The 17,181-nt window shown below is 65.3% G+C and carries 12 protein-coding genes; 4 read left to right on the top strand and 8 right to left on the bottom strand.

Going from position 1 to position 17,181, the window contains the following annotated elements; genetic code table 11:
• The first annotated feature begins 257 nt into the window (after window positions 1-257).
• A complete protein-coding gene (gene trmD / locus AB656_RS07275) occupies window positions 258-1,139 on the top strand; it encodes a tRNA (guanosine(37)-N1)-methyltransferase TrmD (protein WP_033504692.1) in 882 nt (293 codons plus the stop codon).
• Window positions 1,140-1,346: 207 nt separating this feature from the next.
• Here trmD and AB656_RS07270 read toward each other — a convergent pair whose 3' ends face one another.
• From AB656_RS07270 to AB656_RS07240, 7 genes are all read right to left on the bottom strand, one after another.
• Window positions 1,347-1,943 (bottom strand): RsmD family RNA methyltransferase, encoded by a 597-nt coding sequence (locus tag AB656_RS07270; protein ID WP_033504691.1) that lies wholly within the window; start codon window positions 1,941-1,943, stop codon window positions 1,347-1,349.
• 69 nt (window positions 1,944-2,012) lie between these two features.
• Window positions 2,013-4,571 (bottom strand): ATP-dependent DNA helicase RecG, encoded by a 2,559-nt coding sequence (locus AB656_RS07265; RefSeq protein WP_033504690.1) that lies wholly within the window; start codon window positions 4,569-4,571, stop codon window positions 2,013-2,015.
• Window positions 4,572-4,688: 117 nt separating this feature from the next.
• Window positions 4,689-4,883 (bottom strand): 50S ribosomal protein L28, encoded by a 195-nt coding sequence (gene rpmB, locus AB656_RS07260; protein ID WP_033504689.1) that lies wholly within the window; start codon window positions 4,881-4,883, stop codon window positions 4,689-4,691.
• 147 nt (window positions 4,884-5,030) lie between these two features.
• The gene (locus AB656_RS07255) at window positions 5,031-6,896 is read right to left on the bottom strand and encodes an ABC transporter ATP-binding protein (RefSeq protein WP_414630307.1); all 1,866 of its coding nucleotides are present in this window, start codon (window positions 6,894-6,896) and stop codon (window positions 5,031-5,033) included.
• A 106-nt stretch (window positions 6,897-7,002) separates the two neighbouring features.
• Window positions 7,003-8,772 (bottom strand): ABC transporter ATP-binding protein, encoded by a 1,770-nt coding sequence (locus AB656_RS07250; protein ID WP_033504688.1) that lies wholly within the window; start codon window positions 8,770-8,772, stop codon window positions 7,003-7,005.
• A gap of 208 nt (window positions 8,773-8,980) precedes the next feature.
• Window positions 8,981-9,445, bottom strand: a complete 465-nt coding sequence (locus AB656_RS07245; protein WP_052201426.1) for a MarR family winged helix-turn-helix transcriptional regulator — start codon at window positions 9,443-9,445, stop codon at window positions 8,981-8,983.
• 202 nt (window positions 9,446-9,647) lie between these two features.
• Window positions 9,648-10,316: a sugar O-acetyltransferase gene (locus AB656_RS07240; protein WP_033504687.1), complete on the bottom strand. Its 669-nt coding sequence runs from the start codon at window positions 10,314-10,316 to the stop codon at window positions 9,648-9,650.
• Window positions 10,317-10,505: 189 nt separating this feature from the next.
• On the opposite strand from AB656_RS07240, the gene AB656_RS07235 reads away from it, so the two are divergent.
• Together AB656_RS07235 and AB656_RS07230 are read left to right on the top strand one after the other, a co-directional pair.
• Complete coding sequence (locus AB656_RS07235) at window positions 10,506-11,063, top strand: GNAT family N-acetyltransferase (protein WP_051905376.1); 558 nt, start codon at window positions 10,506-10,508, stop codon at window positions 11,061-11,063.
• Window positions 11,060-11,875 (top strand): mechanosensitive ion channel family protein, encoded by an 816-nt coding sequence (locus tag AB656_RS07230; RefSeq protein ID WP_081924899.1) that lies wholly within the window; start codon window positions 11,060-11,062, stop codon window positions 11,873-11,875. Before AB656_RS07235 ends, AB656_RS07230 begins: the two co-directional genes overlap by 4 nt.
• Here AB656_RS07230 and AB656_RS07225 read toward each other — a convergent pair.
• Window positions 11,872-13,134 carry a Fic family protein gene (locus AB656_RS07225; RefSeq protein ID WP_033504686.1) on the bottom strand — a complete coding sequence of 421 codons (1,263 nt, stop codon included), beginning with the start codon at window positions 13,132-13,134 and terminating at the stop codon, window positions 11,872-11,874. The genes AB656_RS07230 and AB656_RS07225 overlap by 4 nt on opposite strands.
• A 602-nt stretch (window positions 13,135-13,736) precedes the next feature.
• Between AB656_RS07225 and AB656_RS07215 the strand changes: the two genes are divergently transcribed.
• A complete protein-coding gene (locus AB656_RS07215) occupies window positions 13,737-17,078 on the top strand; it encodes an RCC1 domain-containing protein (protein WP_052201425.1) in 3,342 nt (1,113 codons plus the stop codon).
• The last annotated feature ends 103 nt before the right edge of the window (window positions 17,079-17,181 follow it).

The following is a 17,181-nucleotide window of genomic DNA, read 5'->3' as shown; positions in this document are numbered from 1 at the left end:
CAACATTGATGAAGCCTGGTTGGGAACCACACCCTCAATCATCTCACCAACCCCGCCCCAGACACCCCCTTTCGCCCAATCTTTCCCTAACCCGACGCATGGACCTGTACCCGCCCCAACCCTCGGACGGCCTTATCCGGCCCAAGGACGGCAGGCACGCGACGCCTTACGCATATGCGCCAACGTCTCTCACCAGCCAGCGAGAGCGGGGACGACGTCGGGGAAGGCGGGGCGGGGCGACGGTTAGAGTGAGGGGCATGAAGATCGATATTGTTTCAGTGTTTCCTGAATACTTTGAGGTAGCGGGGCTGAGCCTGCTGGGCAAAGCCCAGGACAAGGGGCTGGTGACGGTCAAGGCTCACAACCTGCGCGACTGGACCCACGACGTGCATCATTCGGTGGACGATACGCCCGTGGGGGGCGGGGCCGGGATGGTGATGAAGCCGCAGGTCTGGGCCGAGTGCCTGGATGATTTGCTGGGCCTGGATGCGGCCGGCGCGGAGGAAACGGGAGACGCGCAAGCCACTCCCACGGAAAGGTCAGAGGACGCCCCTGTCCAGCAAGCCCGCGACGGGCGGGGCGGACGGCCTGTGCTCATCTTCCCCAACCCTTCAGCCCCGCTTTTCAAACAGGCCGATGCCGCCGAGCTCAGCCAGGCGGACCATCTGATCTTCGGCTGCGGCCGCTACGAAGGCTACGACGCCCGCATCCCCGACTACTACCGGGGGCAGGGCCTGGACGTGCGCGAGTACTCGATTGGCGATTACGTGCTCAACGGTGGCGAGGTGGCCGTATCGGTCATGATGGAGGCCATCGCCCGCCTGCTTCCCGGGTTCATGGGCAATCCCGCCTCAATCGAGGAGGAGTCCTACACCGGCGCGAAACCCTTGTTGGAGTACCGCCAGTACACGCGACCAACCAACTGGCGGGGCATGGAGGTGCCGCAGGTGCTGATCTCCGGCGACCACGCCAAAGTGGACCGTTTCCGCTGGGATGAAGCACTTGAGCGCACGAGTCGGATCCGGCCGGACCTGATTGAGCGCCTGGATTGCTCCCAACTGGATAAGCACGACTTAGCCAAGCTGGAGGACCTGGGCTGGAGGGTGGACGGCGATCACCCCCGCCCCCACGAGGACTGACGACCCTGGAGCGCGAGGCCTCGGGCTGGCTAGGGGCATGAGGACCAGAGCCAGTGGCCAGCCCGCCATCCCAGGAGGCGGCCCGGTCGGAGCGTTCGTTCGCGCCTCGCGCGATCAACGGGTCGCGTCGCTGGAGGTCGGCGCCCGTGCCAGGCTCGGCCGGCGCCGCCTAAACAGCCGGTTCTAGCCTGCCGCTGAGCTCGCAGGCTAGATTCTGGAGATGTAGTAGACGCGGGTCTCGCCGTAGGTCCGCTCGTCATCCAGGGACCAGCCTTCGGGCAGCTGCGGCGGCTCGGAACGGGCGGAACGCTCCAGGACGACCAGGCATCCAGACAAGGCCAGGCCGCGGGCCGCTAAGGAATCCAGGATGCGATCGCAGTCCGCCGACGGCAGCGCGTAGGGCGGGTCGATGAAAATCAGATCGAATGACCGCTCCGCGTGGCTTTCACGGGAACGTTCCACCTCCGCTTCCAGGAAGCGCTCGACCTTGACGCTCAGCACCTGGGCGCTGTCATCCTCCCCCCAGGCCGGTGAGGCCTTAAGCGCGGCCAGGGTGCGGGAAATCAAGCCTGCGGCCCGACGCGAGGCCTCAACGGCGACCAGACCGCGACCCCCACGGGAGAGAGCCTCGAAGCCGAGCGCTCCGGTGCCAGCGTAGAGGTCGAGCACCCGGGCGCCGCTCAGAGCCCCCCAAGCGTCCAACCGGGAGAACATCGCCTCTTTGGTCCGATCGGTCGTGGGCCGGGTGCCTTTGAGCGCTGACGGTATCGCCGCCCCCTTGAACCTACCGGCGATGACGCGCATGGCCGCCGCCCTCCCTCTGTCTGGCTGATGGATGATTCCTGGACCGCCCGCTGCAGGGGCGCGGCGGGCTCAGGTGGAGGTCAGGAAGGTCTCATTACCCCGGGTGAAGTCCAGGGCCGCGCCCGCCAGCTCCACATGGCCCTTAAGCTCCGGGTCCTGCTTCAGGAGCCCCTCGGCTTGTTCCCGGGCTTGGGCGATCATCTTCGCGTCCTTGACCACGCGCAAGAGCTTCAGCGATGAACGGCCGCCCGACTGGGCGTCGCCCAGCACATCGCCCGCGCCGCGCATCTCGATGTCGGCCTGGGCTATCTCGGCCCCGTCGGTTGATGCACGGATGACCTCCAGGCGCTGGGCGGCCAGGGAATCGGATTCGGCGCGCGAGACCAGGAAGGCCCAGCTGTCGGTGCCGCCGCGCCCCACCCGGCCGCGCAATTGGTGGAGCTGGGACAGGCCGAATCGGTCGGCGTCGAAGATGACGATCTGCGAAGCCTGGGGCACATCCACGCCCACCTCGATGACGGTGGTGGAAACCAGGACCTGGGTCTTGCCGGATGAGAAGTCCGCCATCACCTGGTTCTTGGTCTCATCATCGTCGCGACCGGTCAGGGTGGCCATGCTGATGCCCTGGAACTGGGGCAGCGCGGCCAGGCGATGGCTCATCTCCTCCACCGAATGCAGGCGAGGCTTAGGTTCGGCGCCCTCAGCATCCGCCTGGGCGTACGGGTCGATCTCCGGCAGGTCGCCCTCAGCCGAACGGCGGGCGGAGCCCTTGCGCTTGGCGCCAGACCCGGTTTGAGCGCCCTCCTCGTCCTCGTCGATGCGGGGGCAGACGATGTAGGCCCGTTCCCCAGCCTGGACCCGCTCGCGGATGTGCAGGAACATGGCCGCCATAGTGGGGCCATCCGCCTCCGGAACCACGAAGGTCCTGATGGGTTTGCGGCCGCCGGGCAGCTCGGTGAGCGAAGAGATGTCCAGGTCGCCGAACCACGTCATCGCGGCGGTGCGCGGGATCGGCGTGGCGGTCATGACCAGCAGGTGGGGGGAACGTTCGGACTTGCGGCGCAGGGCCTCGCGCTGCTCGACGCCGAAGCGGTGCTGTTCGTCGATGACGGCGAGGGCAAGGTGGGGGGCCTGGAAGGTCTTGGAGAAAGCAGCGTGCGTGGCGACGACGATGCAGGGCCGTCCGGAAGCGGGGATCGCCAAGGCCCGGCGACGCTCGGCCAGGCGCATGCCGCCGGTCAGCAGGACCAGCGGCACCTGGCCCGCCTCGTTTACGTGCTCAGGCTTGGACTGGCCCTCGCTTGCGTCCGCGCCACCGCTGGGCTCGGTGCCGGCGCTGGCGGCAGGGCCGGAGGCGGCCAGGGCCTGGAGCATCCGGCCGATTGATTCGAAGTGTTGTTCGGCCAGGACCTGAGTAGGCGCCACCAAGACGGCTTGGAAACCGGCGTCCACGGCCTGAAGCATGGCGGCCAGGGCGACCACGGTCTTGCCTGAGCCCACCTCGCCTTGCAAGAGGCGCTGCATCGGGTAGTCACGGGCCATGTCGCCCCCGATGCGCCCTATGACCTCTTCCTGGCCCTGGGTCAGACGAAAGGGCAGCGAGTCGACAAAGCGGGTGACCAAGGAATCCTGGCCCGGCTGGGGGCAGGGGTAGGCACGGACCCTCCGGGAGTCCTCGCGGCTGCGCAGGAGGGCCGTCTGGGAGACGAAGGCCTCCTCGAAGCGCAGGGTCCGCAAGGCCTCGCGGAAGTCCTCCACAGCGCCGGGGTCATGCATCCCCAGGAAGGCCTGGGCCCGGTGGAGGTAGTGCCCGTTGACGCGCGCCGATTCAGGCAGGATATCGGGCACAGCCCGGCCGAAAGCCTCAGCGTCGATCGCCGGTTCCATCTCGCCTTCGAAGGGCTGCCCCTGGCTCGCGCTCTGGGCTGTGCCGAGGGTCGCGCCTTGGGCCTGCTCCCCCAGAGCCGTCCCGCCGCCGTGGGCCCGGGCCAGGAGGCGGATGAAACCCAGAATCGCGTCATGGATGTGGTCTGAGGAGATGCGGGAGTTGGCGTGGTAGACCGGTCTGGGCCGCGAGACCTTGGCCAGGGCCTGTTCCTGGGAGTCCGCGTCAGGTCGAATGGAACCCGGCAGAGGGTCGGCGCCCCCCTCGCCCCCGCCCGCCTCAGGCAGCAGGAGGACGTCCGGGTGGGTGAACTGCAGCTGGCCGTTGAAGACGGAGGGCTCGCCAGCCAGCACGACCCGGGCGCCGGGGCGCAGGCGCAGGCTCATCCAGTCTATGTAGGACTTACGGTGCGAGAAGAAGACCAGGCGGGCTGAGGACGAGGCCACCCCGCACGAGGCCGCGAAGTCCTCATCGCTGACCAGCACGTCCAGGCGCAGGCCCCGCTTGCTTCCCATAGGCACCACCCGCGCCCACTTCACCCGGGCCGCGAAGGCCACTGGTGAGCCCAGGCGCACGGACCGAATCGGCAGCACCGGCACTGGCTCGCTCACCCGGAAAGGGTAGTAGGTCAGAGCCTCCCCCACGGTCGTGATTCCCAGGGATTTGAGCGCGCTGACCCGCCGTTTGTTGGGCAGTAGCGCAGAGACCGCGCTATCCAGGCTGACAGCCGGACCTTTCTCCATGGCTCCTCCTCCCTGCCCTTCCGACTCTACCGGAAGACCCGGAGGCCGAATACGAAAAAGACCTCCAGGGCCTAAGCCCTGGGAGGTCCGAAAAACAGCCGACTTCCGCCGGATGGGTCAGGCCGCGACCCGCTGCACCTTACCAGCCTTGATGCACTTGACGCACACGCGGACGCGCACGTTCTCGCCGTCGATCTGGGTGTGCACGGACTGCAGGTTGGGGCGGAAGACGCGCTTATTGCGGATATGCGAATGTGAAACACTGTAACCAGAGCGCGGGCCTTTGCCGCACACTGCGCAACGAGCTGCCATGATGACTCCCTTTGACGTCGTTCTTCCAAGTCCTACCGTGCGCTGGGCCGGCGGCTGCAAGCACCCGCTCAAACACACAACTTGTCTAAGATACCATATCCGCGAGCGACCGGCAAGCGCCCCGCGCGGCCTGTCGCGCCAGCCGCCCTAGGCCAGGAGCTCGGTTGAAGCGAACTGGCTGTTATAGAGGTCGGCGTAGAAGCCGCCCTGCTTAAGCAGCTGCTCGTGGGTGCCCCGCTCGATGATTCGGCCGTGGTCCATTACCAGAATCAGGTCGGCGTCGCGGATGGTCGACAGGCGGTGGGCGATAACCACGCTGGTCCGGCCCACGGTCAGCGCGTCCATGGCCTTCTGGATCAACTCCTCAGTTCGGGTATCCACCGAGGATGTGGCCTCGTCAAGGATCAGAATCGGCGCGTCCTGGACCATGGCCCGGGCGATGGTCAGCAACTGCCGCTGGCCTTGGGAGAGCGAGGTGTCGTCGGTCAGCACCGTGTCGTAGCCCTGGGGCAGGGTGCGGATGAAACGGTCCAACCCTACGGCCTGGCAGGCGGAGACCACCTGTTCGTCGGTGACCCCCTGCTTGGAGTAAATCACGTTCTCCTTGACCGTGCCGCGGAAGACCCAGGTGTCCTGCAGGACCATGGAGAACTGGTCGTGGACGTTCCAGCGGGGCACATCCTCGGTGGAGACCCCGTCGATGCGGATGTCGCCGGAATCCAGCTCATAGAAGCGCATCAACAGGTTCACCATCGTGGTCTTGCCAGCGCCTGTCGGCCCGACCAGGGCCACCTTCTGCCCTGGCTGGGCCTGAGCGGTGAAGTCCTTGATGATCGGATGATCCGGCTTATAGGAGAAGTTCACGTGCTCGAAGTCCAATTGCCCGCGCACCGGCTTGGGGCTTCCATCCGCCGACCGACCCAGCAGGGCCCGCTTGTCGGACTCGTCGGCCATCTCGGGTGCGTCCAGGAAGCCGAAGACGCGCTCGGATGCGGCCGCGGTGCGCTGGAGGTTCTGGAAGGCTTGCGCGAACTGGCTCAGGGGCTGCGTGAACAGGCGGATGTACATCATGAAGGCCACGATCACGCCGAAGGATATCTTGCCGTTCATGGCGAGTGAGGCGCCGACCACGCATACGGCCACGTAGCCGAAGTTGCCGACGAAGTTCATCAGCGGCATCATCAGCGAGGAGAGGAACTGGGACTTCCAGCCCGACTCGTACAGGTCCTGGTTGTACCGCTCGAACTGCTCGATCGAATCCCGCTCGCCCGAGTACGCCTTGACGATCACGTGGCCCGAGTACTTCTCCTCCACGTGGCCGTTCACGTCGCCCAGGGCGATCTGCTGGCGCACGAAGTACTTCTGGGAGACCCCCATGATGGCCATCATCAGGATGCCGCCCACGACCGCCGACCCAATCGCCACCACGGTCATGATCACGTCGTTGGCGAACATCATGATCAACGAGCCCACGAACGTAGTGATTGAGATCACCAAGGAACCCAGGCTCTGGCCCAGGGTCTGGCCGATAGCGTCCACGTCGTTGGTGATCCGTGAGAGCACGTCTCCGTAGGAGACCCTGTCGAAGTACCTGAGGGGCAGACGGTTGATCTTCTTCGAGATGGCCTCGCGCAGGCCCTGGGCGGTGCGCTGGGTGAGCGTGGCCATGATCCAGGACTGCACATAGGTCAACAAGGCGTAGCCCACGTACAGGCCCACGAGCACGAAGCAGACGCGCTCCACATAGCCCAGGTCGATCGAGGCCATGACGGGGCGCCCGTGGACGATGGCCGGCATGCCCTTAGCGATGGCATCGGTCACCCTCTTAAGCCAGTCGGGGCCCACGATCTGGCAGGCCGCGCCCACCGCGCCGAAAGCGAAAGCCACAATCACGGCTGGGATGTATCGCTTGGAGAAGCGCCCCAACTGCTTCATGGCCTGCCCGAAGCTCTCAGGTTTCTCCATGCGACCGCGCATCTGGCCGTGGCCGCCCCTGGACGGCCTGGCGGCCATCGAACGCTGTGCTGTACTCATCGTGTCCTCAAACTCCTCGCCATAGCGAACTCTGCAACTACCGCGGCTCCGGCCGCCGGGGCGCCAAGGCCCTGTAAGGACCGGATCATGCGGCCAGCTCCTTTTCGGTCAGCTGGCTCTTGGCGATCTGCTGGTAGACCGGGCAGGTCTTCAGGAGCTCCTGGTGGGTGCCCTTGCCCACCACCCTGCCCTGGTCCAGGACCAGGATTTGGTCGGCGTCCATGATCGTGCCGATGCGCTGGGCCACGATCATCATCGTGGCCCCCTTCATCTGGTCCTTCAGGGCGTCGCGCACCTGGCGGTCGGTCTTGAAGTCCAGAGCGGAGAAGGAGTCGTCGAAGATCAGGATCTCCGGCTTGCGCCACACGGCCCGGGCTATCGAGAGGCGCTGCTTCTGCCCGCCGGAGACATTGGAGCCCCCTTGCGAGATGGCCGACCGGTAGGTGTCGGGCATGCCCGAGACGAACTCCTCGGCCTGGGCCACACCCACGGCCTGCTTGACCCGCTCCAGCTTCTCCTGCTCGCTCACGCCGTCGGCCTGGTCGCCGTAAGCCACGTTGGACTCGACGGTGCCGCGGAACATGAAGGACTGCTGGGGCACGTAGCCGATCTTGTCGCGCAGGGCCTTGACCTGGTAGTCGCGCACATCCACTCCGTCGACCAGGACCTGCCCGCTGGAGACGTCGGCGAAGCGGGGCACCAGGTTAACCAGGGTGGATTTGCCTGAGCCGGTGGAGCCGATGAAGGCCACGGTCCGCCCCTGCCCCACCGAGAAGTCCACGTGCTCCAGGATGGGGGCCGAGGCTCCCGGATAGGTGAAGGACACGTCGCGGAAGGTCACCTGCCCGCGCTCGCCCGGCTTGCCGGAGGCCTGCTGGCCGTCGGCGATCGAGGGCCTGGTGTCCAGGACCTCCATGATGCGGTGGGCGGAGACGTCGGCCCTAGGCCACAGGACGAAGACCATGCTCATCAGCAGGAAGGACATGATGACCTGCACCGCGTAGGAGGAGAAGACCACCATGTTGCCGAACAGGGTGATACGGTCCATCATTCCGGCGGCGTTGATCAGGTAGGCGCCGATCCAGTAGACCGCCAGCATCAGCCCGTTCATGATCGTGTTCATCACCGGCATCATGATGCTCATGGCGCGTGTGGTGGAAAGCTGGGTGCCGGTCAGCTCGTCGTTGGCCCGGGTGAACTTATCCTCTTGGTAGTCCTCCGCGTTGTAGGCGCGCACGACTTTCAGGCCGGTCAGGTTCTCGCGGGCCACCTGGTTGATGTTGTCGGTCAGGGACTGCATCCGCTTGAACCTAGGCATGACGAAGACCATCAGCAGCCCGACGACGACCAGCAGGATGACCACGGAGATGCCGGTGGCCATAGTCCACTCATAGCCCTTGCCCGCGATCTTGCAGACCGCCCACACGGCCATGATCGGCGCCTTGATCAGCATCATCAGACCCATGGTGATGAACATCTGCACCTGGGTCACGTCGTTGGTGGAGCGCGTGATCAGCGAGGCGGTGGAGAAACGGCCCATCTCGGCTGTGGAGAAGGACTCCACCTTGGCGAACTCCAGCGAGCGCAAGCGCTGGGAGAAGGAGGAGGCCACGCGCACAGCGAAGTAGGAGGTCAATACCGCGCACACCAGGGAGAGCAGCGAGACCAGGAGCATCTTGCCTCCGGACTTCCAAATCTCGCTCATCTGGCTTCCCGGAGTCTCGACTTGGCGGGTGATGTCGGCCATATAGTCCGGCAGCTTCAGGTCCAGCCAGACCTGGGCCACGATGAAGCCGACCACCAGGACCAGCTGGCCCAGCTCCGCCTTGGACAGGTATCGACAGATTCGTATCATGCTGCTTCTTTCTGCTTATCTAAGCGTCCACTTACTGGTCGCCTGCGCCGCGTCAGCCCGCTCGTCGCCCCGCGCGAACAGGACTCGAACCGGTTCGACCAACTGTTGGCAGTACGTCTTCTCATAGGTGGGGTCAAGGACCCCGGGTTTTGTTGTCACGAAAAAGGTGCGACGGCTTGGGGCGCAAGGCCCTGCTTACGTCCGCCCATCAGGGCACAGGCCGCCTCCGGCCGGCTTGGCTTATGCGGCTTTCGCAGCGCTCAGCCACATACCTGTCGAAGAGGGCGCACAACCTCAGGAACTCGCTGGCTTGCGCCTGTCCCATCTGCCCAAAAACCCAGCATATGTCTCGTCTCATCATGCCGTAGGCCTGACGGTTACGCTCCCTGCCGACCTCGGTGATTGAGACATGCACGTTGCGGCGGTCCTCGTCGTCGGCAGTCCGGCTGACGCAGCCCTTGCCCTCCAGCGAGCGCAAGAGCGAGGAGACCCGCCCCGAGCTGAGCCGGGCGACTTTACACAGTTGCGAAGGCGTCAGTCTCCCGAACTTCTCCAAGGCCCGCAAGATGACGGCTTCCCCACGGATGGACCGGTCCACCTTCTCCGGCACGACGGCCCGGTGCTCCATGACCAGGCGCGAGAGCTCATCGAAGGCTTCCTCGGCATAGGACATCAGTTCGCCTCCTGACCCTGGCGCCTGCCGGTACCAGCCGCTGGACCGACCAATTTGGCCGCCCGCTCCCATACAGAGTATCTTCTACCCAAAACTATTTTGGGTAGAAGATACTATTACACACACTCTACACATAGTGCGATTCGCAGGTCACTACGCCCCCACGCTTTCCAATGCGAGCGGCGGAAACGAAGCCGTGCGACTAGGAGCGCTCGGGGAACCGGGTGGGGAGGGCCATACGGTCCGCCTCAGTCAGCTGGCGGGCGACACGGCAGGGGGTGCCATAGGCCAGGGAGTGGGGCGGGATGTCGTGGGTGACGACCGAGCCGGCGCCGATGACGGAGCCTTCGCCAATCGTGACGCCGCCGGTCACAGTCACATTCGCGGCCAGCCAGCAGTTGGATCCGATTGTGATGGGGGCGCCGTACTCGTAGTCGAAGAGCTCGCCGGACTCGGCCTCACGCAGGTTTCGGTCCTCCCAGCACAGGGGGTGCAGGGGCGTCATCAGGGAGACGTTCGGCCCGAACATCACGTTGCTGCCGATCGTGACCGGGCACACGTCCAGCACGCTGAAGTTGAAGTTGGCGAAGACCCGCTCCCCTATGGTCGTGAATACGCCGTAGTCAAAGAAGACCGGCCCCAGGATCTCGCTGTCCGCGCCTATGCCGCCCACCAGTTCCTTCATGATGGCCTCGCGCTCCTGGCTGGCGGCCTCAGACAGCGCGTTGTAGCGCCGGCAGAGCTCGTGGGCCTTGGCGCGCATGGCGGACAGTCCGGGGTCAGCGGCGTTGTAGGGCTCCCCGGCCAGCATCCGCTCGCGCTCTCCGCGCGCGTCCCGCTGGTTGGCTTGGTTCATCGTATCGGCTGCCATGAGCGCCCCTTCGAGTAGTCGACAATCGTCATGCATCACCTTATCGGTCACCTTGGCCAGCGCAGCGGGCAAAGCCGCGAGCGCTGACGCGGAAGCGTCCAGCCTGCGCCCAGGAGGCTTTCATGCCTGATGGTGCGGTTCAGATTAGAATGGCAGAACAGGCACGCTCCCACCCGAAAGAAGACCGACATGCGCACGCAGACCTACCGAAGGCTGCCGGACCAGGCCCGCCGCATCCGCGAGCTCGTCTTCATGCGAGAGCAGGGCTTCCACGACGAATTCGACGCGCTCGACGACCTGAGCACCCACATGCTGGCCTTCGCCGATGCAGACGGACTCGCGGGCGGCGAACAGGGCGACCCCGCCAGGCGGGAGGCCATCGCCACCTGCCGGTTCTTCCCCAGCGACCCGCAGGGCCGGTTCGACGCCGGCGGACGCTCAAGGCAGTACACCATAGGCCGCCTCGCCGTGCTCAAAGACCACCGTGGCAACCATGTGGGCGCGGCCCTGCTGACCGCGGCCGAAGCCGCGATCACCGGGCACGGGGGCGAGCGGGTGCTCCTCCACGCCCAGGAGCAGGCGGAGGGTTTCTACCGCAGTCTCGGCTATGAGCCGACCGGCTTGCGCGATTTGGACGAAGGCTGCCCGCACATGTGGATGAGCAAGCGCCTGGGCGGCGGGAGCGCCGGGCGGGCCGAGCACAGGCAAGGGCAAGAACCAGGGCGAGGGCAGGGGGAATTGGCATGAACTGGTTGCTGGCGGCGGGCGCCGAGCAGAAGGCCGAACAGACCGCTAACCTGGCGCAGACCTGGCTGGAGCGCAACTTCGGGCACATCGTCCTGCTGGCCATCGTCATCATCTGCGCAGCCCTGGCCTCCCGCTGCGTCTCGGTGGTCATGAAGCGCACCTTGGAGCACACGGTCATCCCATCGGCGTCGATTTTCGTCAACATCGTCAAGGCGGTCATCTGGATTTTCGCGGCGGCCTGCGTGTTGCAGCCGGTCTTCGGCATCAATCCGACGACGGTGGCCACGGCCCTTGGCGTCTCCGGTTTGGCCCTGTCGCTGGGCTTGAAGGACACGATCGCGAACATCGTGGGCGGCTTCGGCCTGATGCTCAGCAAGGTGATTCAGCCTGGCGACATCATCTCCATCCAGGGCATCACCGGCACGGTGGAAGACATCACCTGGCGGCACACGATCGTGGCCGATCGCACCGGCAACCAGATGTGGATTCCCAATTCGGTGCTCAACACCACCGCCCTGGAGAAGATCCCGCCCCTGAGCGAATCAGCGGCCACGGTCTCCTTCACGGTGCGCGGCGGCCAGGACCTGGACCGTTGCGCCCAGTCAATCGCCCAACGGGTCGAGACCGCCACCAGCGCCATGATGCTGCCCGGCAAGCCGCCCGTCGTCCAGTTCCAGGGCTTCTCCCCGTACGGGGCGACGGGCCAGGTGGTCATGTTCGCCAAACCGGGCGTAGCCGCCAGCGACATGCAGGACGCCGCCACCCGAGCCCTCTCCAACCAGCCCTACCTGGTCCAAGACAGCGCCGACTAGCCTTGCGCGTAAAAGCGGCCCAGGGCGGCGTGTGAAACCGTTATCATCAAAGGCCTGCGCTTGGTGTACACGGCGAGCCCCTTTTCCAGGAGCTCGCCGACATGGATTCTGACGCTCTGCTTGCTGCGCCCGAGCTCCTGAGACAAATCGCCTAAGCCGACACCCTTGCGCGTGCCCAGAACCGCCTCCCTGAAGACGCTCTCAAGGATGCGGGTGGCCGGACCCGTCAAGCCCCTCTCCCTCCCGATACTTTCGCACAGGGGGGAAATCTGGGTCCTCTCTTCAAGCTGCCTGCCAAAGGCCTTCATGAAATCATCCTGGGCTTCTTGGATGAACCCGAGGAAGGTGATTACGAACTGGGTGAGCTCGCCGCAGTTCAACTTATCCTGGGCTTCGCGAAACGCCTGGTAGTACTCGCTTCTGTGCTCCGCCATGACCCGCGACAGAGAGAGCACGACAGGCAAGGACAAATCCTCGTTGAGGTACAGGGACAGCAGGTAGCGGCCTGTCCGCCCATTGCCGTCATAGAAGGGGTGGATGTACTCAAAGAGGAAGTGGGACATGATGACTGCCGGTATGTGCGGAATCTCGCGCGAAAAGACCAGTCCCAGCATTTGCATCAGCATCGCGCCGATATTGACCTCGCCGGACACGCCTGCATGCTCCACACCCCGGGGCCCCTCTATCTCGACGCTTCCTTTGCGAAAGAGCTCTCCGTCGGGTTTGTCCGCATCGGGCACCCCGTCAAGGGCGATGGCGTCGTAGACCCGGCGAATATCAGCCAAGTCCTTCGGCATCTTCGTGCGGTCAGTGCGGGAATCGGTATCGGCGCTGTTCACCAGCTCCTTGTAGAGCCTGGCGAACTCGCCGAACCGCGGGGTCGCGGAACCCTTACGGGCGCCGTAGATGGCCTCCACCGCGGCTTTGGTCTCTTTGCGGGTGCTGCGCACCCCCTCCATCAGGTTGGTGTTCAGCAGCTCGTCGGAAATTGCCTCCTCTATGTACGAGTCGCGGAACTCGGGATAGGCGTCCTTCCACATCAAGGCGATCCGCTTGTCTGTCGTCAGAACGTCCTCAAGCTTGAGCACCAAATCGCGCGACATGGCCACGAAGAGCTCACCAAAGCTCGTTTCTATGCCCGTACGGAAGGAGGAGGTGGACTCCAACCGCTGGCGCTCGAGCTCTTTGTGATTCGACAGGATATTCGCCGACCTATCGGCGTGGTACTCCCTCGCCAATGACCTGTAAGCATCCGCCATAGTCTCACCTCTCTACCCATTCCACTAATTATAGGAGCACTATAATTATGCTCTATATTGAGCTTATTTATCCATATATTCTACTGTAACATCAAATATTCGATTCATAAGGACTCTTCAAGTCACCTTTTTAACACACAAAGCGATAAGTAACGCAGCCAATCATGTTCTCGGACATGCCCCGGAGCGCATCAGGCGCTTCGCTCCTCACCCACGACTACACCGACTCCCGCAGCGCGTAATTCCCGCAGCTATTGAGCCTGGAGCAACGGTGCAGGACGGCTTGCTGCGCTCCTTGGATCTGACGGGGCGTAAACTTGCTTGAGGCCGAGAACCCCATCATCGTGCCCATCATGTTCAGGGGCAGCGGCAGGCAGGCGCCGTCCACCCCACCAGCGGGCATGCCAACCAAGACGCCACCGCCACTTTGCCTCAACCCGCCACAGTTGTGCTAAACTTAATAATCAGAAAATGGGTTTTGCTGCCCTGAACTGGCTGGAGAGTTTTGTTCTGCCGCGCACCACCCGAATACCAACAACACACTTTTTCATGGAAGAGCGCGCATCTGTGCGCTCTTCCGCCAGCCTGTTTTGGAGGGGGCAATGAGTCGTTTCCGCGCCGCCAGCGCCGCATTCGCGGCCCTGGCCATGATCCTCCTGGGGGGCAACGCGGCGGCCCGGCCCGCCCACGCTGAACCCAACCACCTGACCCGATCAGGAGCCCCCGCCTCGCAAACCGTGAACGGCTTCACCCTCACCCCCACCAAAGGCCCCGCCAACCAAGACGCCACCGCCACACTCACACCACCAGCCCCGCCAACCAACCTGCGCTTCACCCGAATCAGCGCAGGCTGCTGGCATAACCTGGCCATCGGCTCGGACGGCAACACCTACGCATGGGGAGGCAACCTCGTTGGCCAGTTAGGCGACGACACCGCCACCGACCGCAGCACCCACAGCACGCCCACGCGAGTGCACGCGCCAGCCGGCGTGCGCTTCACCCAAATCAGCGCAGGCTACGAGTACAGCCTGGCCATCGGCTCGGACGGCAACACCTACGCCTGGGGAAGCAACGACTCCGGTCAGCTGGGCGACGAAACCGGTGGCGACAGCAGCAAACCGGTGCGCGTGCACGCGCCAACCGGCGTGACCTTCACCCAAATCAGCGCAGGCAACGATCACAGCCTCGCCATCGGCTCCGACGGCAACACCTACGCTTGGGGAAGCAACAGCTACGGCAAGCTGGGCGACGAAACCCCTAGCGACAGCAGCAAACCGGTGCGCGTGCACGCGCCAGCCGGCGTGCGCTTCACCCAAATCAGCGCAGGCAACTGGCACAGCCTGGCCATCGGATCGGACGGCAACACCTACGCATGGGGAAGCAACGTGTTCCGCCAGCTGGGCGACGAAACCGGTAGCGACAGCAACAAACCGGTGCGCGTGCACACGCCAGCCGGCGCGCGCTTCACCCAAATCAGCGCAGGCTACTACCACAGCCTGGCCATCGGATCGGACGGCAACACCTACGCATGGGGATACAACACTTACGGCCAGCTGGGCGACGAAACCGGTAGCGACAGCAACAAACCGGTGCGCGTGCACACGCCAGCCGGCGCGCGCTTCACCCAAATCAGCGCAGGCTTCTACCACAGCCTGGCCATCGGATCGGACGGCAACACCTACGCATGGGGAAACAACATGCTCAGCCAGCTGGGCGACGAAACCACTAGCAACAGCAGCAAACCGGTGCTCGTGCACGCGCCAGCCGGCGCGCGCTTCACCCAAATCAGCGCAGCCTACTATGACAGCCTGGCCCTCGACTCGGACGGCCACGCCTACAGCTGGGGATACAACGAATACGGCAAGCTGGGCGACGGCACCACCAACCCCCACAGCAAGCCCGCGACGATGCTCACGCCCCGGTATGTGATCGACAACGTCACCTTCGGCGGGGCAAGCGTCGCCAGTAAGACCGTCAACGCCACCACCGGCGCGCGGGACATGCACGTGCCCCAGCATACCCCGGGCGCCGTCGACGTGACCGTCGCCTACCATCTCGACGGCCTCGACGTGAACGGCAGGGTCGCCAGCCCCAACTACCAGTCCGGCACGGTCACCCTGAACTACACGTACGCCACAGCGTACACCGTCAGCTTCCAACTGGGCGACGCCGCCGGGCACACCACCAGCCAGGCGCCCGCCAGCCAGTACTCGTACCCGGACGACCCGCGGCCCATCACCTACCCCGAGCCCGACCCGGCCTGGGCGGGCCACTGGTTCGACGGGTGGGCCAAACCCGACGGCAGCCTGTGGAACTTCAACACGCCCGTCACTTCCAACATGACCCTGACCGCCAAATGGAGGACCCCGCAATTCACCATGACCCCCACCCGGGGCCCGGACACCGGCGGCACCACCGTCCACATCACGCCCCCCGACCCGCCGCGGCCCCTGCGGTTCACCCAGGTCAGCGCCAGCACCTACCACAGCCTGGCCATCGGCACCGACGGCAACACCTACGCCTGGGGGTACAACTTCAACGGCCAGCTCGGCGACGGCACCACCAACGACAGCAGCGCGCCCGTACGCGTGAACACGCCCCCAGGCGTGCGGTTCACCAGCGTCAGCGCAGGCAACTACCACAGCCTCGCCATCAGCAGCGACGGCCACGCCTACAGCTGGGGGCGCAACAGCAACGGCCAGCTCGGCGACGGCGGCAGCAGCGACCGCAACACGCCCGCGCCCGTCCACGCCCCCGCCAGCGGCAACCCCGCCAACACGTGGAAAACCATCAGCGCCGGCTACTACCACAGCCTCGCCATCGCGACGGACGGGCACGCCTACAGCTGGGGGCGCAACAGCAACGGCCAGCTCGGCGACGGCGGCAGCAGCGACCGCAACACGCCCGCGCCCGTCCACGCGCCCGACAGCGGCAACCCCGCCAACACGTGGAAAACCATCAGCGCAGGCAACTACCACAGCCTCGCCATCGCGACGGACGGGCACGCCTACAGCTGGGGATGGAACAGAAACGGCCAGCTCGGCGACGGCGGCAGCAGCGACCGCAACACGCCCGCGCCCGTCCACGCGCCCGACAGCGGCAACCCCGCCAACACGTGGAAAACCATCAGCGCAGGCTCCAACCACAGCCTCGCCATCGCGACGGACGGGCACGCCTACAGCTGGGGATGGAACAGAAACGGCCAACTCGGCGACGGCGGCAGCAGCGACCGCAACACGCCCGCGCCCGTCCACGCCCCCGCCAGCGGCAACCCCACCGACACCTGGACCGCCATCAGCGCAGGCGGCTGGCACAGCCTCGCCATCAGCGGCGACGGCCACGCCTACAGCTGGGGATGGAACAGCAACGGCCAGCTCGGCGACGGCGGCAGCAGCGACCGCAACACGCCCGCGCCCGCCAGCCCGGCCGCCGACGGCACCGCCACCTGGACCGCCATCAGCGCCGGCGGCTGGCACAGCCTCGCCATCGCGACGGACGGGCACGCCTACAGCTGGGGAGCCAACGGCTACGGCCAACTCGGCGACACCACCACCACCGAACGACACACCCCCACCCCAACCACACGCGCCATCACCATCACCGGCACCACCTTCGAGCCCACCAACGCCCCCACACCCACCTGGAACCCCACCACCCACACCTGGGACACCACCAGCCCAACCCACCCCGAAGGACAAGCCACCGTCACCATCCACTGGACCCTCGACGGCGCCACCCAACCCGACTACACCCTCACCTACGACTACACCCACTACTACACCCTGCCCAAAGCAGGCGGCGCCCCCACCCAACAACTCGCGGGAGCCACCCTCCTCACCCTCACCACCCTCACCGCCCTCACCCTCACCAGCCACCACATCACCCGCAAACACCACCACACCCACCAACCCACCACCACCACAACAACCACCAGCGGCAGGTGATTGATCCCAAGGCCTGCGGTCCGGCCCACCCCAAAATGGGCCGGACCGCACCCCACCCGATCACAATCACCGTCAGCGCTCGACCCACACACACCAGCCAGCG

Source organism: Bifidobacterium actinocoloniiforme DSM 22766 (assembly GCF_001263395.1).
Lineage (GTDB): Bacteria > Actinomycetota > Actinomycetes > Actinomycetales > Bifidobacteriaceae > Bombiscardovia > Bombiscardovia actinocoloniiformis.
This window is presented reverse-complemented; position numbering and strand designations above follow the sequence as displayed.